Genomic DNA, 22,850 nt, shown 5'->3' on the forward strand with positions numbered 1-22,850 from the left:
ATCGTCTGACAAATCAATCCTTTCACGGTATAATGAACGTGATTTGAATGATAAAAGGAGCTGAATATGATGCAACAATTATTGACATTCCTCCCGATGATCTTGATCTTCGTGGTGTTCTATTTCTTGTTGATCCGTCCACAGAACAAACGCCAGAAGCAAGTGCGTCAGATGCAAAATGAACTCTCACGCGGCGATTCGATCGTAACGATCGGTGGTCTTCACGGGGTTGTCCAAAAAGTGGACGACACGACGGTGACATTGAAGTCAGGAAACGCACAATTGACATTCAACCGAAGTGCTGTGGCAGAAGTGACGAAAAAATCAACGACTGTCATGGGCGACGAAACGGTCGAATAAGGCATTGAAAAGACGCTTTCCGGATTCCGGAGCGTCTTTTCTGTTTATATATGAGAAAAACGTTTGCTAAGATTACCATTTCTTTTGTAAGCTAGGGTAGGAGAACAAAGTTGTCTGAAAATATACTGGGAACTAGAGAAAGGACAATGTAGCATGATCAAGAAAGGGAAACTTGCCACATTCTTCATCGTCGTCATCGCGTTGCTCGTGCTGATCGGTACGACATCGTCATGGTTGCTGAAGGATACGAAGCTTGGCCTTGACCTTAAAGGTGGCTTCGAAGTCTTGTATGAAGTACAACCACTGAAAGAAGGAGACGTCATCGACCAAAATGCGATGAGTGCCACATTGACGGCAATTGAGAACCGTGTCAACGTTCTCGGTGTCTCTGAACCGGATATTCGGATCGAAGGTAACAACCGGATTCGTGTTCAACTTGCTGGCGTCAAGGATCAGACGGAAGCGCGTCAAATCCTATCTTCGACAGCACAATTGTCATTCCGTGACATCAACGATAAGTTGTTGCTTGACGGTTCAGACTTAAAAGCTAAAGGAGCAAAAGTCGGATATGATCCGAATACGAATGAACCACTCGTCGAATTGACGATGAAGTCAAAACAGAAATTTTATGAAGTAACTCAAAAAGTCTCACAAATGCAAGCACCGGCGAACCGCCTTGTCATCTGGCTCGATTACGAAAAAGGTGATACGTACGAAAAAGAGATTCAAAAGAAGAATTCGAAAATCGTTTCGGATGCATCGGTCACTCAACCAATCAACTCGGATAAGGCAATCATTTCCGGTGGCGATATCGATGCCGAGTATGGTAAACAATTGTCCTCAATCCTTAACGCAGGAGCACTGCCGGTCAAACTCGAGGAAATCTACTCGACGTCGGTCTCTGCTGCTTTTGGACAGGACGCACTTGATCAGACGCTCTTCGCCTCAGCAATCGGTGTAGCTGCAGTCTTCTTGTTCATGCTACTGTTCTACCGGGTCTCTGGATTCGTTTCGATTATTACGTTGCTGTTCTACATCTATCTCGTCATGATCTTCTTTAACGGGATCAATGCTGTCCTCACATTACCGGGGATTGCGGCACTCGTTCTTGGAGTCGGGATGGCGGTCGATGCGAACATCATCACTGCTGAGCGGATCAAGGATGAATTACGAAGTGGTAAATCTGTCTTGTCCGCGTTCAAAGCCGGTAACCGTCGTTCGTTTGGTACGATTCTTGATGCCAACTTGACGACGTTAATCTCTGCTGGCGTGTTGTACTACTTTGGTACAAGTACGGTCAAAGGATTCGCCATCATGTTGATGGTTTCGATCGCCGTCACGTTCGTCACGAACGTTTTTGTCTCACGTTACCTGATGCAACTCCTTGTCAGTAGCCGATGGTTCGATAAGAAGAAATCATGGTTCGGTGTAAAGGAGAGTGAAATCCGTGAGCTTTAATCCTACGAAATTCGATTACGTCAAACATCGTAAAATCTATTTCGCAATCACGATTGCGCTTGTCATCGTGTCGGTCCTTTTGTTGTCGTTCCGTGGTCTGAACCTCGGGATCGACTTCACGCAAGGTACACGCGTCGAGATTTCTTCTGAGAATCAAATCAAGGAAGCCGATGTCCGCTCTGTCATTGAAGAGTCAGGCATTGATGCTGCGGAAATCGATGGCATCCAATTTGCTCAAGGTGGAAAACTAGCGAACGTCACGTTCGTTGGGGAATTCAGCCAAAATCAAATCTCTAAAATGAAACAAACGATTGAAACGGAATATAAGAAAGAACCGAGTATCTCGACGGTTTCGGCACAAGTTGGTCAAGAAATCGCGCGTAACGCGATTTATGCCGTCTTACTCGCGTCACTTGGGATCGTCATCTATGTCTCGTTCCGATTCCAACCGTTATACGGGATTGCGACAGTGCTTGCACTATTGCACGATGCATTGATGATTGTCGCCTTCTTCTCGCTGTTCCAGATTGAGGTCAACCTGTACTTTATCGCAGCGATTCTGACGATCATCGGGTATTCTGTCAACGATACGATCGTTACGTTCGACAGGGTGCGAGAAAATCTCGGACTTGCTGAAAAAGGTGGACGGAAAGTCTCATTTGATGAATTGGCACACATCGTCAATGAATCGATTCAACAAACGATCATTCGCTCGATCAATACGGTCGTCACGGTCATCATGACGGCAGCGGCACTCTACATCTTCGGTAGTGAGGCAATCCGTGGATTCAGTCTCGCCCTGCTTGTCGGTTTGATCATGGGGATGTATTCTTCGATCTTCATCGCCGCGCAGCTCTGGCTCGTCATGAAAGGTCGGACACTTGGTCGCACAAAACGCGCTTCTTAAAAGAGTATCCGCATCAGCTATCGCTGGTGCGGATTTTCAATTATAATGGGGAAGTTGATTGGAGGGTTTGAGATGTACCATGCTAAAAAAACATGGCTTGATAAAGTCATCGATTCAGAACAAATCGAACAATTGACGGCGGATGGCACGATCTCACCGCACGTCGCACAATTACTTGTCCAACGGGGATTCACGACACGTGAAGCTGCTCGTGATTTTTTAGAGACGGATCAAATGGCATTCCACGATCCATTTGCTTTTAAAGACATGCCGAAAGTCGTTGAACGGATTCAACGTGCCGTCAACGAAGGTGAGATGATTTTAATTTACGGTGATTATGACGTCGATGGTGTGAGTTCCGCTGCGATTCTCTGGCATGCCTTGATTGAAATTGGAGGGATGGCAGAGTGTTATATCCCAAACCGATTCACGGAAGGCTATGGACCGAATGAAGCAGCATTTCGCTGGGCAGCGGAAGAAGGGTTTAGTCTCGTCATCACTGTCGACTGTGGGATTTCCGGTATCCACGAAGCAGATGTCCTGAAGGAACTCGGGGTCGATTTAATCATCACCGATCACCACGAAGCCAAAGAAACGTTACCCGATGCCTTTGCCTTGATCCATCCAGGTGTCGATCCAGACTATCCGTTCTCAAAACTTGCTGGGGCAGGCGTCGCCTTTAAAGTCGCACATGCTCTCCTTGATCGTGAACCAGTCGAATTACTCGATCTTGCCGTGCTCGGAACGATTGCCGATCTTGTCCCGCTCGTCGGCGAAAACCGCTTGCTTGCGATTCGTGGAATCGAGGCGCTAAACGCAAGTGAACGTCCAGGTATCCTTGCGTTACGTGACGTCTGCAGTTTAACTGAGGACGAACTAACGGAAGAGTCGGTCGGATTTGCATTCGGTCCACGGATCAATGCAGCAGGTCGTCTTGATTCTGCGATGCCAGCGCTCGAGATGTTGCTAGCAGAAAGTAAAGATGAAGCACTTCATCTCGCGAAACAACTCGACCAACAAAATAAACAACGTCAAGATATCGTCAAGCAGATTGCGGAGGAAGCAACGGCGCTTGTCGAGGAACGCTTCAAGGATGACCGCGTCCTCGTCGTCGATGCGGCAGACTGGAACCCAGGTGTCGTCGGCATCGTCGCCTCGCGACTCGTTGAAAAATATCATCGTCCTGTCATCATGCTGTGTCATGATGCTGAAAAAGGAACAGCGAAGGGTTCTGGACGGTCGATTCCAGCCTTTGACCTCTTCGCTGAACTGACGAAATGTGAAGATATCTTGCCGCATTTCGGAGGACATCCGGCTGCTGCCGGCATGACGCTCTCTTCCGATGACGTTGAGACGTTACGTCAACGCTTGAATGAACAAGCGAGCACGTTACCGGATGACGCGTTCATCGCGACAATCGATGTCGACCTACGTCTACACGTCAGTGATGTCTCGATTCAGTTGATTGAAGACATTCAGCGACTGGCACCGTTCGGGATGGGAAACCCCGCGCCACGGATTGTCATTGAGCAGGCGAAGATTCGCGATATGAAACGGATCGGTCGTGATTTGACGCATGTCAAGGCACTCCTATCAGGCGACGGGAAGGAACTCGATGCAATTGGCTTCAGCTTCGGCGACCTCGTCGATGAAGTTTCAACCTTATCGGAGATTCACTTGATGGGCAGTCTGAACATCAATGAATGGAATGGTTTCCGTAAACCTCAATTGATGATTCAAGACGTCGCTGTCGAAGATGTTCAAGTGTTTGATTACCGTGGAGGTAAGCGTCCGCTGAGCGATCTATTCGCCTTACCGCACGAGACGACGACATTCGTCGCCTTTACCGATGAGATGAAGGAGAAATACACTGAACGTCCATTGAATGGTCCGATTCGACAAAACATTGTCTTTCTTGACCTGCCGGAAGAGGAAGCAGCATTTTATCCATATGTGGAACAGGCAGAGCGGATTTATTGTGCCTTTAAGGATGAAGGATACTATTTCGAGACGATTCCGTCGCGGGAAGACTTCAAGCATTACTTCCAGTATTTCGCGAAATGTCCACGAGACGAGCTACGGATCGGTCTCGTACGTTTGTCGAAATCGCGAAAATGGACGAAACGATCGATTAACTTTATGCATTCGGTATTCTCGGAACTTGATTTTCTTGTTACAATGGAGGACGGGCTGCCGGGTGTGAACCCAAATGCTGCAAAACGAGATCTGACGGAAGCACCGACGTACCAGCGTCATGAAGCGCGTCAAGAGCTCGAGCAACAATACATTTATTCGTCACTCGCTCAGTTGAAAGAGCGTTTTGATACTTTGGTAGAAGCGGCGAAGCAGGAGGAAAAGACATGGAGTTCAAACAGCATATAAAAGAGGTCGAGAATTGGCCGAAAGAAGGAATCAGTTTCAAGGACATCACATCACTCATGCAAAACGGACCGGCGTATAAACAATCGGTCGATGCGCTCGTTGAGTATGCACGCAGTAAAGGCGCAGATGTCATCGCAGGTCCAGAAGCACGTGGATTCGTCGTTGGTTGCCCAGCAGCTTACGCGATGGAAATCGGATTCGTTCCTGTTCGTAAAGAAGGAAAATTACCGCGTGAGACAGTCCGTGTCGAGTATGGTCTTGAGTACGGAAAAGACGTCTTGACGATGCACGAAGATGCAATCCAACCGGGACAACGCGTCGTCATCCTTGACGATTTGCTTGCAACAGGTGGTACGATTGAAGCAACGATCCAAATGATCGAAAAATTAGGCGGAACAGTTGCCGGAATCGGATTCTTAATTGAACTCGATGGTCTTGGCGGGCGTGAGAAACTCGAAGGATATGACATTCTTTCATTGATTCGCTACGAAGACTGAAGACACTATACTCTCTTGGTACTTGATGACCAAGGGGGTATTTCTTTTTATTTTGACATCTTCTCAAGATTTCACGATAATAAGAATTATATATTAGGGATTCCGTTGCAGACGATCCCGGGGACTGGGTGAGGAAAAGGGATGACAAATAAACAAATCGTAAATGTAGAAGACCTTCTCGCTCGATGTGCGGAATACATGACGCAAGTTGAAGTCAAAGACATCGAACGTGCTTACCAATTCGCGAAAGACGAACATGATGGGCAATTCCGCCGTTCGGGGGAACCGTACATCATTCATCCGGTACAAGTTGCCGGTATCTTAGTCGATATTGGTTTGGATGCAACGACGATCGTCGCTGCGCTTCTTCATGATGTCGTCGAAGATACGGACATTACACTCGAAGAATTATCCGAACGATTCGGATCTGACGTTGCGATGCTCGTCGATGGCGTCACGAAACTCGGGAAAATCAAATATAAATCGAAGCGTGAAGAGTTAGCTGAGAACCATCGGAAGATGTTCATCGCGATGGCGGAAGACATTCGTGTCATCTTGATCAAACTGGCTGACCGTTTGCACAATATGCGGACGTTGCAACATATGGTTAAGGAAAAGCAAGTGCAAAAAGCAGAAGAGACGCTTGAAATCTTCGCGCCACTTGCACATCGTCTCGGGATTTCGACGATCAAATGGGAACTTGAGGACATCAGTTTGCGCTACATCAATCCGCAACAATACTACCGGATCGTTTCGATGATGAAACAAAAACGGACGGAACGAGAAGCGCTCGTTAGTTCGGTTATTGAAGAGGTCAATGAAGTACTCGATGATGTACAGATTGCAGCGGAAGTCGATGGACGTCCGAAGCATATCTATTCCATTTATAATAAGATGCAAAACTCGAAAAAAGAGTTCAGTGAAATCTATGATTTGATGGCTGTTCGCATCATTGTTGACTCAATCAAAGATTGTTACGCTGTACTCGGAATCATTCATACGCAGTATAAACCGATGCCGGGACGCTTCAAGGATTATATCGCGATGCCGAAGCCGAACATGTATCAATCGCTGCATACGACGGTCATCGGACCGAAAGGCGAGCCGCTCGAGGTCCAAATTCGGACGCGAGACATGCATTTCATTGCCGAGTACGGGATCGCCGCTCACTGGGCGTATAAAGAAGGTAAGGAACAGGAAGCAAAATCTGGATTTGAGGATAAGATTGCTCACTTCCGCGAGATTTTGGAGTTACAGAAGGACACGGCAGATGCCGAGGAATTCATGGAATCGGTCAAAGTCGACTTCTTCAGTGACATGCTGTACGTCTTCACACCAAAAGGTGACGTCATCGAGTTGCCGAAAGGTTCTGTTCCGATTGATTATGCCTACCGAATTCATACGGAAATTGGTCACCGGACGATCGGAGCGAAAGTCAACGGACGGATGGTACCGATCGACTATAAGCTAAAGACAGGTGACATCATCGAAATTGTCACGTCGAAGCATAGTTATGGTCCAAGTAAGGATTGGCTCAAGATTTGTGTGTCGAGTCAGGCGAAAAATAAAATCCGTCAATGGTTCAAACGTCAACAACGCGAAGAGAACGTCTCAAAAGGACGGGAACTGATCGAAGCAGAAGTGAAGAAGCTTGGCTTTGAGCCGAAAGAAGTCATCAATGAGAAGACGCTCGAAGACGTGACGCGGAAGTTCAACTTCTCGCAAGAAGAAGACATGTACGCTGCTGTTGGCTATCATGGTCTGACCGCTGCCCAAGTCGCGCATAAATTAACGGAAAAATTACGCAAAGACAAAGAATCCAAAAATCTAGAACTGAACGAAGCAATCAGTGAGATGAAGACGTTCGATCGTCCGAAAAAGGAAAATCCGGAAGGGGTTCGGGTCAAAGGCATCGATAACATGCTCGTTCGCATGAGTCGTTGTTGTAATCCGGTTCCAGGGGACGATATCGTCGGATATATCACGCGTGGGCGTGGCGTCTCAATTCACCGGACGGACTGTTTGAACGTCATTCACGAACAAAATCCAGAACGTCTGCTCGAAGTCGAGTGGGAACATGAAGGTAAAGCCGTCAAGAGTTATAACGTCGAAATCGAAATTTCTGGATTTGACCGGGCAGGATTGTTGAATGATGTCTTGCAGTCGGTATCTGCAACGAATACGAACATCGTCGCTGTCAGTGGGAAGGGCGACGACAGTAAACAAGCCAAAATCACGATGACGATTGCGATCAATAATGTCAATCATCTACAAAAAGTCGTCGATCGAATTAAACAAATCTCTGACGTGTATGCTGTACATCGCGTCATGATGACGTAAGGAGCGGATCCGTCGTGCGAGTTGTATTACAACGAGTCAAAGAAGCAAGTGTCACAGTCAATCAGGAGGTCATCGGTCAAATCAAGCAAGGATTTCTCTTGCTCGTCGGTGTCACACACGAAGACACGATCGATCAGGTGAACTGGTTAGCTGATAAAATCGCAGGACTCCGTGTGTTTGAAGATGAGGAAGAACGGATGAATCGCTCGTTACAGGATGTCGACGGTCAGATTCTATCCGTCTCGCAGTTCACGCTGTATGGTGATGTCAAAAAAGGACGTCGTCCAGCCTTCACGGAAGCGGCGAAACCGGATGTTGCCAATGAGTTGTATGAAGCGTTCAATGAACGTCTTCGTGCGCAAGGACTGACGGTCGAGACAGGTCAGTTCGGTGCCATGATGGATATCGCGCTCATTAATGATGGACCTGTAACGTTGATTCTTGAAAAAGAAGCAAACGCTTGACAGGAACCGAGAGACGAGGCAATATTAGACGTAACCAAATGATTCATACGACCGAAGACGAAGAGGAGTAATCAAGACCTCGTCTGCTTAGAGAGTCGCCCCTTGGCTGAAAGGGCGAACAGACGAACTCGATGAAAGACCCTTCCGAGGTATCTTCCTGAACCGATAGTAGGGAAGGTCGTACGCAGGCGTTAACTGCACCGAGTGGTCAAATGTGATTTGACAACCAGGGTGGTACCACGGGATCTTCAAGTTCTCGTCCCTTTGCGGACGAGAACTTTTTTGTATTCAAAAAAGGAGGAATTTGAGATGAAATTACCACGCGGTACGTTTGATGTCCTTCCAGGAACAGTCGAACGTTGGCAGTACATCGAACAACAATTACGTGAAATTAGTAAGCGTTACAACTATAAGGAAATCCGGACGCCGATTTTTGAGGAGACAGAACTTTTCAAACGTGGCGTTGGTGAGACGACGGATATCGTTCAAAAAGAGATGTTCATGCTTGAGAAACGCGGAAAAGACCAGTTGACGTTACGCCCGGAAGGAACGGCTGCCGTCGTTCGTTCATTCGTGACGAACAAACTGTTCGGTTCACCGAACCAACCAACGAAATTGTTCTACATCGGGCCGATGTTCCGTTATGAACGTCCGCAAGCAGGACGTTTCCGTCAGCTCCACCAATACGGAGTTGAAGCACTCGGAAGTGAACAACCGGCCATCGATGCGGAAGTCATCAGTCTCGCGATGAGCATCTACCGTTCATTCGGATTGAAGCATCTTAAACTGGTCATCAACACGCTCGGGGATAACGAAAGTCGCGCCGCACACCGGGCAGCACTCGTCGCTCACTTTAAACCAGTCGTTCACGAATTATGTCAGGACTGTCAGAACCGTCTCGAAACGAATCCACTTCGTGTCCTTGATTGTAAGGTCGACCGCGATCACCCGAGCATGGCAACAGCACCATCGATTCTCGATTACTTAAACCCGGCATCAAAAGCGTATTTCGACGAAGTATTGCTTCACTTAGATGCACTTGGTATCGAGTACGTCGTTGATCCAACGCTTGTTCGCGGAATCGACTATTACAATCACACGGCGTTTGAAATCATGTCAGAAGCAGAAGGTTTCGGAGCAATCACGACACTGTGTGGTGGTGGTCGTTACAACGGTCTCGTCGAACAGATCGGTGGACCAGCAACACCGGGAATCGGATTCGGAATCGGTATCGAGCGTTTATTGATGGCGCTTGAGAATGAGAACGTCTTACCGGCAGTCGATGATCAAATCGACGTCTTCATCGTCGCGCAAGGCAGTGACGAAGTCGAAAAGACAGCAACACGTCTCTTACAATTGATGCGTCTTGAAGGACTTGTCGCGGATCGCGATTATCTCGGTCGGAAGTTCAAAGGACAATTTAAGGCAGCAGATCGCTTGAAAGCACGTTACACGGTCATCCTCGGGGATGAAGAAGTCGAGCGTGGTGCAGCTGCCCTCAAAAACATGGCTACAGGGGAACAGACGGACGTTCCGTTATCAGCAGTCGCTGATACGATCGTCGCGAAATTAAAGGAGGAAGCACAATGATCGGACGCACGCATATGAACGGACAGGTGACAGAAGAAGTCATCGGACAACACGTTCAACTTAAAGGATGGGTTCAAAAACGACGTGACTTAGGAGGATTGATCTTCCTTGATCTCCGTGACCGTAGTGGCATCGTCCAAATCGTCTTCCAACCGGAAAACGAGCAGGCACACCGTCTTGCCGAATCGATTCGTTCGGAATATGTCCTCGATATTAAAGGACATGTCATCGCACGTGAGAATCCGAACCCGAACATCCCGACTGGACAAGTCGAGGTCGTCGCGGATGAAGTCGTCATCTTAAACGCAGCGAAGATGACACCGTTCCCGATCAGTGAAGAAGCGGAGCAGACGTCAGAAGATTTACGTCTTAAATACCGTTACCTCGACTTGCGTCGCCCATCGCTCCAAGAGACATTCCGTCTCCGTTCGAAAGCATCGAACATCATGCGGAACTTCCTCGATGAGCAAGACTTCCTTGAAGTCGAGACACCGATCTTAACGAAATCAACGCCAGAAGGCGCACGTGACTATCTCGTCCCAAGCCGGGTTCACCCGGGCGAGTTCTACGCCTTGCCACAATCTCCACAATTGTTCAAACAATTGCTGATGGTGTCTGGTTTTGAGCGGTACTTCCAAATCGCACGTTGTTTCCGTGATGAAGACTTACGTGCAGACCGTCAACCTGAATTCACGCAAGTCGACATCGAAACAAGCTTCATGGACATCGAAGACTTGTATGCCATGATGGAGTCGATGATGACACGCGTCATGAAAGAAACGCTCGGAAAAGATATCGTGACACCATTCCCACGGATGCCGTATGCAGAAGCAATGAGCCGGTATGGTTCGGATAAACCGGATACACGCTTCGGTCTCGAATTGATCGATGTCGCGGATGCCGTCAAAGGAGCAGGATTCAAAGTATTCGATATGGCACTTGAAGCAGGTGGAGAAGTCAAAGCATTGAACGTCAAAGGTGCAGCTGAACGCTTCTCACGAAAAGACATCGATAAGTTACAAGAATTCACGGCGATTTACGGTGCAAAAGGTCTCGCGTGGGTCAAAGTGACAGCGGACGGATTGAATGGTCCAATCGCGAAGTTCTTCGACGAAGAAGCAACCGCTCGCTTGACAGCGGCGACAGATGCGGAAGCAGGCGACTTGTTGTTGTTCGTCGCAGCAAAAGCATCGATCGTAGCAGACAGCTTAGGTGCGCTCCGTCAGAAGTTGGCGAAGGAACTCGACTTAATTGATGAGTCGGTCTTCAACTTCCTTTGGGTGACAGACTTCCCACTTGTCACGTACGAAGAAGAAGATGGTCGTTTCTATGCGAATCACCACCCGTTCACGATGCCGCGTCGTGAGGATCTCGAATTGCTCGAGACGGATCCTGGCAAAGTCCTCGCCGTCGCGTATGACCTCGTCTTAAACGGATATGAGCTCGGCGGTGGATCACAACGGATTTATGAACGGGATATCCAGGAGCGGATGTTCAAGTTGCTTGGCTTCTCAGAAGAAGAAGCAAACGAGCAATTCGGCTTCTTGATGGAAGCATTCGAATACGGAACACCACCACATGCGGGGATCGCACTTGGTCTAGACCGTCTCGTCATGTTACTCGCAGGGCGTTCGAACTTGCGTGATACAATTGCCTTCCCGAAAACAGCATCAGCAAGTGATCTGTTGACGGCAGCACCAAGCCCAGTCTCGGATGCGCAATTAAATGATCTCTCAATTCGTACAGCAGTCAAACAATCTTAAGTCACGACAAGCGAATCTTCCGGTATGGGAGGTTCGCTTGTTTCATGAAGGAGGGCGAACGGATGGAACGACACTTTTTTGAACGATCTCCAGTTGAAGTCGGACCAGACTTCTTAGGAACACAGATCACGGTCGATGAGGTAACGATGCGAATCGTCGAGGTCGAAGCCTATCTCGGTCCTCACGATCAAGCGGCACACTCGTTTTCCGGTAAACCGACGAAACGAACGGCACCGATGTTCGGTCCACCCGGACATTTATATGTTTATTTCACGTATGGTATGCATCACTGTATGAATATCGTTTGTGGACATGAAGGGGAAGGATACGGACTGTTGTTACGAGGTGCCGAAATCATCAGTGGGCACGATCAGGTCGCTAAACGCCGTTTTGGTTGTTCCTACGCGGAATTGACTGCGATTCAAAGACGAAATCTCGTCAATGGACCGGCAAAATTGTGCCAAGGATTCGGTCTAACGACTGCTGATTCAGGTCAGGATCTTTATCAAGACCGGTTTCGACTCGTTGCCGACCCGGTCGATGCAATCGTCCAGACGACACGCATTGGTATTCCAAATGCTGGAGAAGCGACGGCCTATCCATGGCGTTTTTATGTCGACGCGAGTGAAGGTGTCAGTAAACGTTAAAAAATGGACGCTCCGATCAGGAAGCGTCCATTTTTTATTTAGGATTGTTGATTGATTTTTTAGCTTGTTGTTTTTTATAGAATTTATAAACGATTGGTCCAACCGTCGTTACAAGCGTCACTAATGTTCTGAGTTTACCGCGTTTTGCAGCCATTGATCCATTCACTCCTCTGATTTGTTGTAGTAATCATATTCCACGAAAACAACTTCTTAAAACCTCGTCGGCACATCGATTGGTTTTCTAAGTCCCTTGGTCGGGTCATAGTATAAGAGAAGGGAGCCGATCAATATGGGAGCAGTCGTCTGGTACCGCAATGATTTGCGTGTCGATGATCATGAAGCACTTCGGAGCGCATGCGAAGAACAAGATACGATTCGGGCAGTATACGTTAAAAATCATAAGGAACAGCTGTTTGAAAGAGGCGCGCAACAAGCGAAATTCGAAGAAGAGACATTAGCGAATTTAGCCGATCATTTGTCTCAAATCGGAATTGCATTAGATATTTTAGAGGGGAAGGTGAATGAGGCACTTGATTCTTATCTACAAACGGATGATACAGTCTATTTCCATAAGATGACTGGAACAGAAGAAGCGGCAAGTGAGCAGTATGTCAAAGACAGATATACAGTCCGTTCTTTTGAGACACAGACACTACATCGCCGGGAAGATATCGGAAGTGACGAACTGAAGCGCGTCTTTACAGCGTTTCGAAAACGTGTCGAGGCGAAAGGAACCTTCTACGATCCACTTGATCCACCAACCGGTATTCGATTAATAAGGGAGGAATCAGTCAAAGCGGATCCAGAGATTGCGTTCCCGTTCCGTGGTGGAGAATCAGCGGGGAGAGCACGTCTTCAAGAATACTTTGCTGAGCCTGTATTCACCTATAAAGAAACACGTAATGGTTTTTTGCGAGATGATTCTTCGAAGTTATCTGCCTGGCTAGCGAACGGATCGCTGTCACCGCGTCGCGTCATGGCTGAATTGCAGAAAGCCGAGCGAAAAAAGGGAGCAAATGAATCGACGTACTGGTTGTATTTCGAACTGTTATGGCGTGACTTTTTCCATTTAACGATGCGTGAGACAGGAAGTCGTCTGTTTCGATCGAATGGATTAAAGGAAGGACAATACACGTGGAAGACGGATCAGCTAGCTGTCGAACGTTGGATAAAAGGAAAGACCGGTGTACCGTTCGTTGATGCCTTTATGAACGAGATTCGCGAGACGGGATGGATGTCGAACCGGGGCAGGCAGATCGTTGCCAGTTATCTCATTCATGAATTAAAACAGGACTGGCGCATCGGAGCACAGTATTTTGAACAACAATTGATTGACCATGACGTCGCTTCGAACTATGGCAACTGGGCATTCATCGCAGGGGTCGGGAATGCGACAAGGACGCCACGATTCGATCCCGTGTTCCAGCAACAACGATATGATCCGAATGAGGAATTCACGAAACGTTGGACCTGAAAAAAGCATCTTTTTCTGGAGTGGGAAGTAGTTGCATTTCAGAGGGGAGGATGCTATATTAAATGCATCAGATGGGGTTCCTGAATTGTACGAGAGCCGCCTTTTATCTTTGAGCCACTCTTTTTTGATAGGGAGTTTGACGTTCCAACTAGTAGTACATGCCTCGTAACACAGCAGGAGGACGTACGAATAGGAATCGGATAAGACACCCACCTGCACAGCAGGTTCAAAAATAAGGTATCGACACGGCACTTCGGGTCCCATCGTCTTATTATTTTATTGTTTGACACGTCGCATGACGTTTTTTTTTATGATATAATTCCGAGTAAAACAGTATGAGTATTGTGAGGTTATGAGATGTTACATCAATTTTCGCGTAATGAACTAGCAATCGGTAAAACTGGACTTGACGCATTGGCATCCAAGTCTGTCGCTATTCTGGGAATCGGTGGTGTTGGATCGTTCTCGGCAGAAGCGCTTGCCCGTAGTGGTGTAGGTCGTTTGATTCTCGTTGATAAGGATGATATCGACATCACGAACGTCAACCGACAAATTCATGCCTTGCTTCCGACGGTCGGTCAGCCGAAGGTCGATGCGATGGCAGAACGTCTTGCGTTAATCAATCCAGACCTTGAAATCGTTCGTTTAAAGATGTTCTACAATGAAGAAACATTCGAGTCGTTCTTTGAACAGCAGCCGGATTATGTCATTGATGCATCGGACACGGTCTCGTTTAAAATTCACTTGATTCAAGAATGTAAGAAACGTAACATCCCGATTATCTCGAGCATGGGGATGGCGAACAAAATGGATCCGACACGCATCAAGATCGTTGACATCAAAGATACAAGTTATGATCCATTAGCGAAGGTCATTCGGACGAAACTCCGGAAAGCCGGCATCCATAAAGGCGTTCCTGTCGTCTTTTCCGATGAACCACCCGTTAAGATCATTGAAGAAGTCCGCCAAGTCGTCGGAAACGATGCCGCTGCGATTCGTAAAGCGAAGATGCCACCGAGTTCGAATGCATTTGTTCCATCTGTCGGTGGACTGATTGCAGCGAGCTACGTCATCAATGAGATTGTCCGTGAAGCTGGCGTGACGATCGAACGCGTTCGTTAAAAAAAAGCGACCTTATGGTCGCTTTTTCTGATGTGTGGCTGTTTGTTTGTTCCAAAAATCAAGTCGAGCTTGCAGTTGTTTCTCAAAACCGCGCGGGCTCGGACGATAAAAGACCGGCTTTGTTCGGGCAAGGTTTTCTGGCCAGTAATTTTGTGGCACATAGGCATGCTCGAACTCATGAGGATATTGATAAGTGACACCATTCCCGAGCGCCGCTGCCCCCGGATGATGGGCATCGCGCAAGTGCGGCGGGACGGGTCCGCCGTCCGAACGACGAACGAGCGTCAATGCTTGATCGATTGCTGAGATGACAGCATTCGATTTCGGTGCCGTTGCGAGATATAAGACCGTTTCAGCAAGCGGGATCCGTGCTTCCGGGAAACCGACGTACTCGCACGCGCGTGCGCAGGCATCGACCATTAATAACGCTTGCGGATCAGACAGGCCGATGTCTTCTGCCGCATGGACGTAGAGACGACGGACGATGAAACGTGGACTTTCGCCCGCTTCAATCATGACGGCGAGCCAGTAGAGCGCGGCGTCCGGATCGGAACCACGAATCGATTTAATGAAAGCAGAGATGACATCATAATGACGATCGCCGTCCTTATCATACTTCAATGCCTTTTGCTGAATCGATTCCTCCGCGACAGCGAGGTCGATCGTAATTTGACCATCGATTTCCGGTGTCGTCAAGACGGCGAGTTCGAGCGCATTCAATAATGCCCGGTAGTCGCCGTCTGACAACTTGACGTAATGATCGATTGCTTCATCCGTGATCGTGATTGGATATTTGCCAAGACCACGCTCCGTGTCCTTCAGGGTCCGATCGAGGACGATCCGTAAATCATCTACCGTCGGGGGTTCAAAACGAAAGACTGTTGCCCGCGATAAGAGAGCGGCGTTGACCTCAAAACTCGGATTTTCCGTCGTCGCCCCGATCAATGTGATCGTACCCGCTTCAAGCGCTGGCAGTAAGGCGTCTTGCTGCATCTTATTGAACCGATGGATCTCATCGAGAAAAAGGATCGTTTTTTGATCCTCGAACTGAAGACGAGCTTCGGCTGCTTTTAGAATCTCACGTAATTGTTCCAGTTTCGCCGTGACCGCATTCAATTGTTCGAATGCTGATTTCGTATAACTGGAGATGACACGTGCGAGCGTCGTCTTACCGGTACCGGGTGGACCGTAAAAAATGACGGTTCCGAGACGATCGGCTAAGATGGCACGCCGCAGGAGCGTTGTCTCTCCAATCAGATGACGTTGTCCGACGATTTCATCCAGATTCTGCGGACGCATTCGATTCGCGAGCGGTCCGGCAGGAGACTGGGATTCAAATAAATGTGCCATACACATACGCTCCTTCTACTTTTAGCTACTACTATACTAGAAAGGATGATCCTTCGCATGATGAAAATCTCGACGAAAGGGCGATATGGTCTGACGATCATGATCGCACTCGCGAAAGAAGCTGAATCTAAACCATTGTCCTTAAAGAAAATCGCGCAGATGTATGACTTATCTGAACACTACCTCGAGCAATTGATCGCACCACTTCGTAATGGTGGTCTCGTCAAAAGCGTCCGCGGCGCTTATGGCGGATATAAGCTCGGTCGTGAAGCGCAAAACATCACGGCGGGTGAAATCATCCGCTTACTTGAAGGACCACTCGTCGTCGTTGAAGGTGATGCGTGTGACGAGGTCACGAAACGCAAACTGTGGGATAAAATCCAACAAGCAGTCGATCAAGTACTCGATTCAACGACGCTACAAGACTTAGCGGAAGAAGACGATACAGGATACATGTTCTATATTTGAGAGGTGAAAACGAATGAATTACTTTGACCATTCGGCGACGACGCCGATGCGTCCGGAAGTCCTTGAGGCGATGACGCCTTATTTGCTCGAACAGTATGGTAACCCATCGAGTGTCCATGCGGCTGGTCGGTCTGCTCGGGCAGCGATCGACAACGCACGTCGGCAGATCGCACAAGAATTGAACGCGAAACCAACCGAACTGATTTTCACGAGTGGTGGAACGGAGTCGGATAACTATGCCATCTTCGGTGCGGCAGAGGCAGCGCGTGAAAAAGGACGTCATCTCATTACGACACGTTTTGAGCATCATGCCGTGCTCCGCGCCTTCGAAGAGCTCGAAAAACAAGGCTATGACGTCACGTATCTTGATGTACCAACGACAGGCGTCGTCTCATTGGATGCCTTGCAAGAAGCTGTCCGGGAAGATACGACACTCGTCTCGATCATGTTCGGCAACAATGAAGTCGGGACGATCCAGCCGATTGCGGCAATTGGTCAATTCTTACGGGAACGCGGTATTTTGTTCCATACGGACGCGGTGCAAGTGTTCGGAAAACAAGCAATCGATGTCGAAGCGTTACAGGTCGATCTTTTATCCGCGTCTGGTCATAAAATCAATGGTCCAAAAGGAATCGGGCTATTATATGTACGGACAGGTGTGAAATTAGCGACGCAGACGTATGGCGGAGAACAGGAACGCAAGCGTCGCGCTGGTACGGAGAACGTACCGGGAATCGTCGGTTTAGCGAAAGCGCTCGAACTGATGATCGCAGAGCGCGATCAACAGCAGGACCACATCAAACAACTGCGTAGCGTTTTGCTAACACGCTTGGATGAAAGTGGCGTCACTTACGAAGTCAACGGTGTTGAAGGATTGCCGAATGTCCTCAATCTTTACTTCCCGCAAATTGAAATCGAACCGTTCTTGATCATGCTTGATATGCGCCAGATGGCGGTATCGAGCGGGAGTGCATGTACGGCAGGATCCGTCGAGCCTTCGCATGTCTTGTCGGCGATGTATGGTGAAGATGAACGGACACGGGCATCGGTTCGGATCAGTTTTGGTCACGGAAATGAGCTCGCGCAAGTCGAACTACTCGCACAAGCCTTGCAAGATGTCGTAAAATCGTTTCAGAATTAACTAAGAGGTGAAATGAATGAATACACGAGCGAAAGCCCCGAGTGAAACGACAGTCGTCGTTGGGATGTCGGGCGGTGTCGATTCGTCTGTGACGGCTCATTTATTAAAAGAGCAAGGCTATAACGTCATCGGGATCTTCATGAAAAACTGGGATGACACGGATGAGAACGGCTTTTGTACGGCGACGGAAGATTATGAAGACGTCATCGCCGTAGCCAATCAAATCGGCATTCCGTATTATGCGGTCAATTTTGAAAAAGAGTACTGGGATAAGGTCTTCACATACTTCCTCGATGAATATAAACTCGGTCGGACACCGAATCCAGACGTCATGTGTAACAAGGAAATCAAGTTCAAAGCCTTCCTCGATCACGCGATGCGTCTTGGTGCCGATTTCGTCGCGACAGGTCATTATGCACGTGCTGTCTATGAAGATGGAGAACATAAATTGCTTCGTGGTGTCGATACAAACAAGGATCAAACGTATTTCTTGAATCAATTGTCGCAAGAGCAAATCGCGAAGGCGATGTTCCCAATCGGTCACATGGAAAAATCAGAAGTGCGCCGGATCGCAGAAGAAGCGAACCTTGCAACAGCTAAGAAAAAAGACTCGACCGGTATTTGCTTCATTGGCGAGCGGAATTTTAAACAGTTCCTCGGTCAATACCTACCGGCACAACCCGGTGAGATGCGGACGCTTGACGGCAACGTCATGGGTCGTCACGATGGATTGATGTACTATACGATGGGGCAACGCCACGGGCTTGGTATCGGTGGCGACGGAGAACCTTGGTTCGTCGTCGGAAAAAACCTAAAAGAGAACATTCTCTATGTCGATCAAGGATTCCATAACGAATTATTGTATTCGGAAGGATTACTTGCTTCAGATGTCAGTTGGACATCTGAACGTCCAGTCGGTGAGACATTCCGTTGCACAGCGAAATTCCGTTACCGTCAACAAGACACAGCCGTCACGGTTCGTGTCCTTGAAGGTGGACTCGATGTTTCGTTTGACGAACGTCAACGGGCGATCACACCAGGACAAGCGGTCGTGTTCTATGATGGAGACATCTGCCTCGGTGGTGCCACAATCGATGCAGCCTATAAAGCAGGCGAACGCCTCGCTTATTTAGCGTAAGGAGCAAAAGAAGATGAACTATAATGAAGTAGGGTTCCGGCATCTAGAAGCTGGAAATTATGAATTAGCAGCGCAAGCTTTTAATGATGCGATCGAAGAAAACCCAAAAGATCCGACAGCATACGTCAATCTTGGAACATTACTCCAATCGATGAACGACGCTGATCGTGCCCTCCGTTTTTATGACCGGGCACTGATGATTGATAATACGTTTGCGAGTGCCTATTATGCGAAAGGTGCCTTGTTCTTTGCTGCCGACAAACTCGTCGAAGCAGAGGAATCATTGCGCGCGGCGTTATTGTACGGACTTGACGACGCGGATCTCCATTTCATGCTAGGGATGACGTATCAAAAACTCGGTGATCCAGTCCGCGGCTTACCTCGTTTACAACGCGCGTCAGAACTAAACGGTGTCGATATCGAGGTCGCGTTCCAATACGGACTTGCCTTAGCGCAAAACGAGAAGTTGGAAGAAGCGGTCGAGATGTTCGAGCATGTCTTGATGCTTGACGAAACGCATACAGATGCACGATACAATTATGCGATTGCTCTTGCCTTCCTCGGTCAACAGGAAGCCTGTTATGCAGAACTTGAAGCCGTTCTTGCCTATCAGCCGGAACACGCGCTTGCACGAGATGCAAAAGCGAAGATGGATGCGTTATTAAAACAAGCAGATTGATCTAAAAAAAGACGATTCCAGGCGGAGTCGTCTTTTTTGTATGGTATTTAATTCCCGACTTCACGGATGACACGAAGCGGAGGTCCGGAAAAGTCTTCATAGGCTTCATCCATGTTTTTCGTATACAGTTCGATGACGTTATTTTCTGTATCCTTGAAATAAGCGGAATACTCTTTTTGGTTCGAGGTCTCCTGTTCATCCCATTCTCTTAGCTTCACGGTGATTGAAGCTTCCCGAAGCTGATTTAAGGCTTGCTGGAACTCGTCCTTCTCAACGTAAAAGGCACAGTGGACATGGACTCCGCCTTCATCGTACAACGTATCCCATTCGGAGACCGGTAAATGTTTAACGGTTCGTTCTTCCATCGTGAAGTCCCGTTTCAGCCAAAGACCGAGTCGGGTGTTGCCGCCAATGTAGAGCCACGTTGCCCAGACCCCATCTTGTTTAGATTGTTCTTTGCTCGGCTCAGCATCCTCAGGTGCCCATTGCTCGACAATCGGAATACCAAGTGTCCCATTCCAAAAGCCAAGGGCGCGATCCATATCCTCGACTTCAAGTACTAACTCACACAATCCTGCAATCGGTAAACGTGCCATCCTTGAACTCCTCCTCTTAACGAAATGTTTCACGTTATCTTTCCCTGATTTAAAATCCGGTAAACGAATGCTATGATGAAAGCAGCGAATGAAAAAGAGAGAAAGAAGGTGGAGTGATGGAGCACCCCCATCAAGTAGTCGGGCGCGTCAAACGTGTGCTCTTTTCTTCTGAAGAGGAAGCACACTCCATTGTACTGGTCGCCGTCAAAGAAAAGAACTTTGAATTAAAAGAGACCGAGCTCGTCATTACGGGTACAGGAGTCGGAATCGAACTCGGAGGGACGTATCAAGCATTCGGTCGTCTCGTCGATCATCCCCGATTCGGAAAACAACTGAAGGCGGAGCTGATTCGTCGATCGGTTCCGATGACCAAACATGCGACGATCCGCTTCTTGACGAATGGTTCGTTCACCGGCATTGGTCCGAAGACAGCGAAAAATATCGTCGATGCTCTCGGAGAAGACGCAGTGGATCTCATTTTGAAAGATGAACGGGTACTGAATCAGGTGCCTGGGTTGAAACAAAAACAAGCCGACATCATATTGAATCGACTCGCCACGTTATACGGTGTCGATCAGTTGATGCTGTTCTTAGCACCGTTTGATGTCACACCGAAGCTAGCGGCAAAGATCTATGCCGCGTACGAGGGCGACGCCATGGCACGGATTCGGGAGAATCCGTATTCCTTGATGTATGAAGTAAACGGGATCGGCTTTAAGACAGCCGATCATATTGCCGCGCACCTCGGACTCGTCGGGCTACATCCAGAGCGTGTCGCTGCTTCGATCATGCATATATTAGAACAAGAAGCGGGCGAGGGACATGCCTTCGCGACGGTTGACTCTCTGTTGCAACGGGCACCCCGTCTGCTAGGGGAAGATCCGGGAGAGCGGCTGGAAAAAGCGATCGAACTGTTGCTCGCTGAAGATAAGGTCAAGCTTGAAGAAGGTTGCTTGTATTTACCGACGATCTTTTATGCGGAAGTCCGCGCGGCGAAGGAGCTAGCACGCGTCATGGCAAACGGTGCCGAACAGGAAGTCGATGTCGCGACGATTCTTGAAGCAATCGGGCACCTCGAAGAACAGTTCGGCATGGAATATGCCGTGCAACAGCGAGAAGCGATCGAGTTAGCGGTCAAAGCGCCGCTGATGGTCTTGACTGGTGGACCGGGTACCGGTAAGACGACTGTCATCAAGGGAATTTTGCATGCGTTGCAAGAAATTCATGACTGGCCGCTTGAGAAGAGTCGCGTCAAGACAGGAGAGGTCTATCCATACGTCCTTGTTGCACCGACGGGACGTGCCGCTAAACGTCTATCGGAAGCAACAGATGTACCGGCGATGACGATTCACCGTCTCTTAAAGTATGATGGAACGAACTTTCAACTGAATGAGGATCAGCCGATCACGGGAAAAGTACTGATCATCGATGAATCGTCGATGATTGATATCTACTTGTTATCGAGTTTGCTTCGCGCCGTCCCGAATGGCATGAAGATCTTGTTCGTCGGTGACCGCGATCAATTGCCATCCGTCGGTCCAGGACAGGTGCTGGCAGACTTGATGGATACGGAAGGAATTCCCGTCGTCCGTTTGAACGTCGTCCATCGTCAAGCAGAAGATTCTTCGATATTGCGTCTTGCGCACGATTTGAAGAACCGGACGACGTCTGCTGATTTGTTATCACCACTTGCGGATCGCCGCTTCTATACTGCGTCTCCGCAAGAGACGTTACGGGGCATCTCGGCCTTCGCGGAAAAAGCACTCGCAAAAGGCTACTCGAAATTCGATGTCCAGGTCCTCGCGCCGACCTACCGGGGTCAGGTCGGGATCGACGAATTGAATGTCGCCTTGCAACGCGTCTATAACCCGGAGGAACCGAAGAAACGAGAAGTCAAACAAGGAACGCGGATTTACCGGACCGGAGACAAGATTCTCCAGCTCGTCAACAATGCGGAAGAAAACGTCTATAACGGAGATATCGGCGAAATCGTCAATATCTTCTTCGCTAAAGAGAATGTCGATAAAGTCGATAAGATCATCGCCCGGTTCGATCAGACGGAAGTCGAGTACAACCGGAGTGACTGGGATCAATTCACGCACGCCTATGCGATTACGATCCATAAAGCGCAAGGATCTGAGTTTCCGATCGTCTTGATGCCGGTCTATTTCACGGGGGCGTTCAAACATTCCCGAAATTTAATTTATACGGCAGTTACTCGGGCAAAATCGAGTTTGTTATTATTCGGTGATCCGCGTGCGTTCCATAAAGCGTCGCAAGAAGAGGAACCCCGGCGCCGAACACGATTGATCGAACGACTCGGTGGGGTGACAAAGACTTGACGGATGCTGTTCGATAGGTAATAATCACGATAGATGAATGGACGTAACACGTTGATGGAAGATAAGTAAAAGGAAAACTCGAGTCCAGAGAGAAGTGAGTCTGCTGCAATCACTTTCTCGAGTCCCTTTGAA

At 48.4% G+C, this 22,850-nt stretch carries 17 protein-coding genes, 1 other RNA gene, 1 pseudogene and 2 other annotated features (1 of these 21 only partly in view); of the genes and pseudogenes, 17 read left to right on the top strand and 2 right to left on the bottom strand.

The genetic code is table 11. From position 1 onward, the window contains the following. Positions 1–69: 69 nt before the first annotated feature. The 12 genes and pseudogenes from yajC (at position 70) to HZS85_RS03495 (ending at position 15,004) form a co-directional block, all read left to right on the top strand. Complete coding sequence (gene yajC, locus HZS85_RS03435) at positions 70–360, top strand: preprotein translocase subunit YajC (RefSeq protein ID WP_214853065.1); 291 nt, start codon at positions 70–72, stop codon at positions 358–360. Between the two features lie 156 nt (positions 361–516). Continuing rightward, positions 517–2,725, top strand: a pseudogene (gene secD, locus HZS85_RS16700) (protein translocase subunit SecD). Positions 2,726–2,797: 72 nt separating this feature from the next. Beyond that, a complete protein-coding gene (gene recJ, locus HZS85_RS03450) occupies positions 2,798–5,107 on the top strand; it encodes a single-stranded-DNA-specific exonuclease RecJ (protein ID WP_214853080.1) in 2,310 nt (769 codons plus the stop codon). Then, entirely contained in the window at positions 5,086–5,604 is a 519-nt protein-coding gene (locus HZS85_RS03455; RefSeq protein ID WP_035406521.1) for an adenine phosphoribosyltransferase, read from the top strand. The genes recJ and HZS85_RS03455 overlap by 22 nt, the downstream gene beginning before the upstream one ends. A gap of 141 nt (positions 5,605–5,745) precedes the next feature. Then, positions 5,746–7,944, top strand: coding sequence for a RelA/SpoT family protein (locus HZS85_RS03460; RefSeq protein WP_056062492.1), 2,199 nt, complete (start codon positions 5,746–5,748; stop codon positions 7,942–7,944). A 14-nt stretch (positions 7,945–7,958) separates the two neighbouring features. Next, on the top strand, positions 7,959–8,408 hold the full coding sequence (gene dtd / locus HZS85_RS03465; protein WP_214853089.1) for a D-aminoacyl-tRNA deacylase: 450 nt from the start codon (positions 7,959–7,961) through the stop codon (positions 8,406–8,408). Positions 8,409–8,453: 45 nt separating this feature from the next. Next, positions 8,454–8,675 (top strand) — a binding site (T-box leader). 42 nt (positions 8,676–8,717) lie between these two features. After that, positions 8,718–9,998 carry a histidine--tRNA ligase gene (gene hisS / locus HZS85_RS03470; protein WP_214853092.1) on the top strand — a complete coding sequence of 427 codons (1,281 nt, stop codon included), beginning with the start codon at positions 8,718–8,720 and terminating at the stop codon, positions 9,996–9,998. Further along, positions 9,995–11,761, top strand: a complete 1,767-nt coding sequence (gene aspS, locus HZS85_RS03475) for an aspartate--tRNA ligase (RefSeq protein WP_035406533.1) — start codon at positions 9,995–9,997, stop codon at positions 11,759–11,761. The genes hisS and aspS overlap by 4 nt, the downstream gene beginning before the upstream one ends. A 62-nt stretch (positions 11,762–11,823) precedes the next feature. Next, positions 11,824–12,408 carry a DNA-3-methyladenine glycosylase gene (locus tag HZS85_RS03480; RefSeq protein WP_214853095.1) on the top strand — a complete coding sequence of 195 codons (585 nt, stop codon included), beginning with the start codon at positions 11,824–11,826 and terminating at the stop codon, positions 12,406–12,408. 289 nt (positions 12,409–12,697) lie between these two features. Next, the gene (locus tag HZS85_RS03485; protein WP_035406539.1) at positions 12,698–13,882 is read left to right on the top strand and encodes a DASH family cryptochrome; all 1,185 of its coding nucleotides are present in this window, start codon (positions 12,698–12,700) and stop codon (positions 13,880–13,882) included. A 74-nt stretch (positions 13,883–13,956) separates the two neighbouring features. Continuing rightward, a non-coding RNA gene (gene ssrS, locus HZS85_RS03490) (6S RNA) lies at positions 13,957–14,146 on the top strand. A 93-nt stretch (positions 14,147–14,239) separates the two neighbouring features. Further along, entirely contained in the window at positions 14,240–15,004 is a 765-nt protein-coding gene (locus HZS85_RS03495) for a tRNA threonylcarbamoyladenosine dehydratase (protein WP_023468920.1), read from the top strand. A gap of 12 nt (positions 15,005–15,016) precedes the next feature. Here the strand turns inward: HZS85_RS03495 and HZS85_RS03500 are convergent, their stop codons facing one another. Continuing rightward, complete coding sequence (locus HZS85_RS03500) at positions 15,017–16,354, bottom strand: replication-associated recombination protein A (RefSeq protein WP_214853098.1); 1,338 nt, start codon at positions 16,352–16,354, stop codon at positions 15,017–15,019. A 60-nt stretch (positions 16,355–16,414) separates the two neighbouring features. Between HZS85_RS03500 and cymR the strand changes: the two genes are divergently transcribed. From cymR to HZS85_RS03520, 4 genes are read left to right on the top strand one after another with little or no spacing between them, the layout of a single operon-like run. After that, positions 16,415–16,822: a cysteine metabolism transcriptional regulator CymR gene (gene cymR / locus HZS85_RS03505; protein WP_214853241.1), complete on the top strand. Its 408-nt coding sequence runs from the start codon at positions 16,415–16,417 to the stop codon at positions 16,820–16,822. Positions 16,823–16,835: 13 nt separating this feature from the next. Further along, positions 16,836–17,963 carry a cysteine desulfurase family protein gene (locus tag HZS85_RS03510; protein ID WP_214853102.1) on the top strand — a complete coding sequence of 376 codons (1,128 nt, stop codon included), beginning with the start codon at positions 16,836–16,838 and terminating at the stop codon, positions 17,961–17,963. A gap of 16 nt (positions 17,964–17,979) precedes the next feature. Further along, positions 17,980–19,101: a tRNA 2-thiouridine(34) synthase MnmA gene (gene mnmA / locus HZS85_RS03515; protein ID WP_214853105.1), complete on the top strand. Its 1,122-nt coding sequence runs from the start codon at positions 17,980–17,982 to the stop codon at positions 19,099–19,101. A 13-nt stretch (positions 19,102–19,114) separates the two neighbouring features. Continuing rightward, positions 19,115–19,780, top strand: a complete 666-nt coding sequence (locus tag HZS85_RS03520; protein ID WP_035406548.1) for a tetratricopeptide repeat protein — start codon at positions 19,115–19,117, stop codon at positions 19,778–19,780. Positions 19,781–19,827: 47 nt separating this feature from the next. Here the strand turns inward: HZS85_RS03520 and HZS85_RS03525 are convergent, their stop codons facing one another. After that, a complete protein-coding gene (locus tag HZS85_RS03525; protein WP_035406551.1) occupies positions 19,828–20,376 on the bottom strand; it encodes a VOC family protein in 549 nt (182 codons plus the stop codon). Positions 20,377–20,492: 116 nt separating this feature from the next. Between HZS85_RS03525 and recD2 the strand changes: the two genes are divergently transcribed. Further along, a complete protein-coding gene (gene recD2, locus HZS85_RS03530) occupies positions 20,493–22,718 on the top strand; it encodes an SF1B family DNA helicase RecD2 (protein ID WP_214853109.1) in 2,226 nt (741 codons plus the stop codon). 42 nt (positions 22,719–22,760) lie between these two features. Continuing rightward, positions 22,761–22,850 (top strand) — a binding site (T-box leader); it runs 121 nt beyond the window's last position.

It is taken from the genome of Exiguobacterium sp. s130 (assembly GCF_018619055.1).
Classification (GTDB): domain Bacteria; phylum Bacillota; class Bacilli; order Exiguobacteriales; family Exiguobacteriaceae; genus Exiguobacterium_A.

What these genes read in the sequence shown, in the direction of transcription:
- yajC (WP_214853065.1), top strand. Translation starts at nt 70, where the DNA reads ATGCAACAATTATTGACATTCCTCCCGATGATCTTGATCTTCGTGGTG.
- recJ (WP_214853080.1), top strand. Translation starts at nt 2,798, where the DNA reads ATGTACCATGCTAAAAAAACATGGCTTGATAAAGTCATCGATTCAGAA.
- HZS85_RS03455 (WP_035406521.1), top strand. Translation starts at nt 5,086, where the DNA reads ATGGAGTTCAAACAGCATATAAAAGAGGTCGAGAATTGGCCGAAAGAA.
- HZS85_RS03460 (WP_056062492.1), top strand. Translation starts at nt 5,746, where the DNA reads ATGACAAATAAACAAATCGTAAATGTAGAAGACCTTCTCGCTCGATGT.
- hisS (WP_214853092.1), top strand. Translation starts at nt 8,718, where the DNA reads ATGAAATTACCACGCGGTACGTTTGATGTCCTTCCAGGAACAGTCGAA.
- aspS (WP_035406533.1), top strand. Translation starts at nt 9,995, where the DNA reads ATGATCGGACGCACGCATATGAACGGACAGGTGACAGAAGAAGTCATC.
- HZS85_RS03480 (WP_214853095.1), top strand. Translation starts at nt 11,824, where the DNA reads ATGGAACGACACTTTTTTGAACGATCTCCAGTTGAAGTCGGACCAGAC.
- HZS85_RS03485 (WP_035406539.1), top strand. Translation starts at nt 12,698, where the DNA reads ATGGGAGCAGTCGTCTGGTACCGCAATGATTTGCGTGTCGATGATCAT.
- HZS85_RS03495 (WP_023468920.1), top strand. Translation starts at nt 14,240, where the DNA reads ATGTTACATCAATTTTCGCGTAATGAACTAGCAATCGGTAAAACTGGA.
- HZS85_RS03500 (WP_214853098.1), bottom strand. Translation starts at nt 16,354, where the DNA reads ATGGCACATTTATTTGAATCCCAGTCTCCTGCCGGACCGCTCGCGAAT.
- cymR (WP_214853241.1), top strand. Translation starts at nt 16,415, where the DNA reads ATGAAAATCTCGACGAAAGGGCGATATGGTCTGACGATCATGATCGCA.
- HZS85_RS03510 (WP_214853102.1), top strand. Translation starts at nt 16,836, where the DNA reads ATGAATTACTTTGACCATTCGGCGACGACGCCGATGCGTCCGGAAGTC.
- mnmA (WP_214853105.1), top strand. Translation starts at nt 17,980, where the DNA reads ATGAATACACGAGCGAAAGCCCCGAGTGAAACGACAGTCGTCGTTGGG.
- HZS85_RS03520 (WP_035406548.1), top strand. Translation starts at nt 19,115, where the DNA reads ATGAACTATAATGAAGTAGGGTTCCGGCATCTAGAAGCTGGAAATTAT.
- HZS85_RS03525 (WP_035406551.1), bottom strand. Translation starts at nt 20,376, where the DNA reads ATGGCACGTTTACCGATTGCAGGATTGTGTGAGTTAGTACTTGAAGTC.
- recD2 (WP_214853109.1), top strand. Translation starts at nt 20,493, where the DNA reads ATGGAGCACCCCCATCAAGTAGTCGGGCGCGTCAAACGTGTGCTCTTT.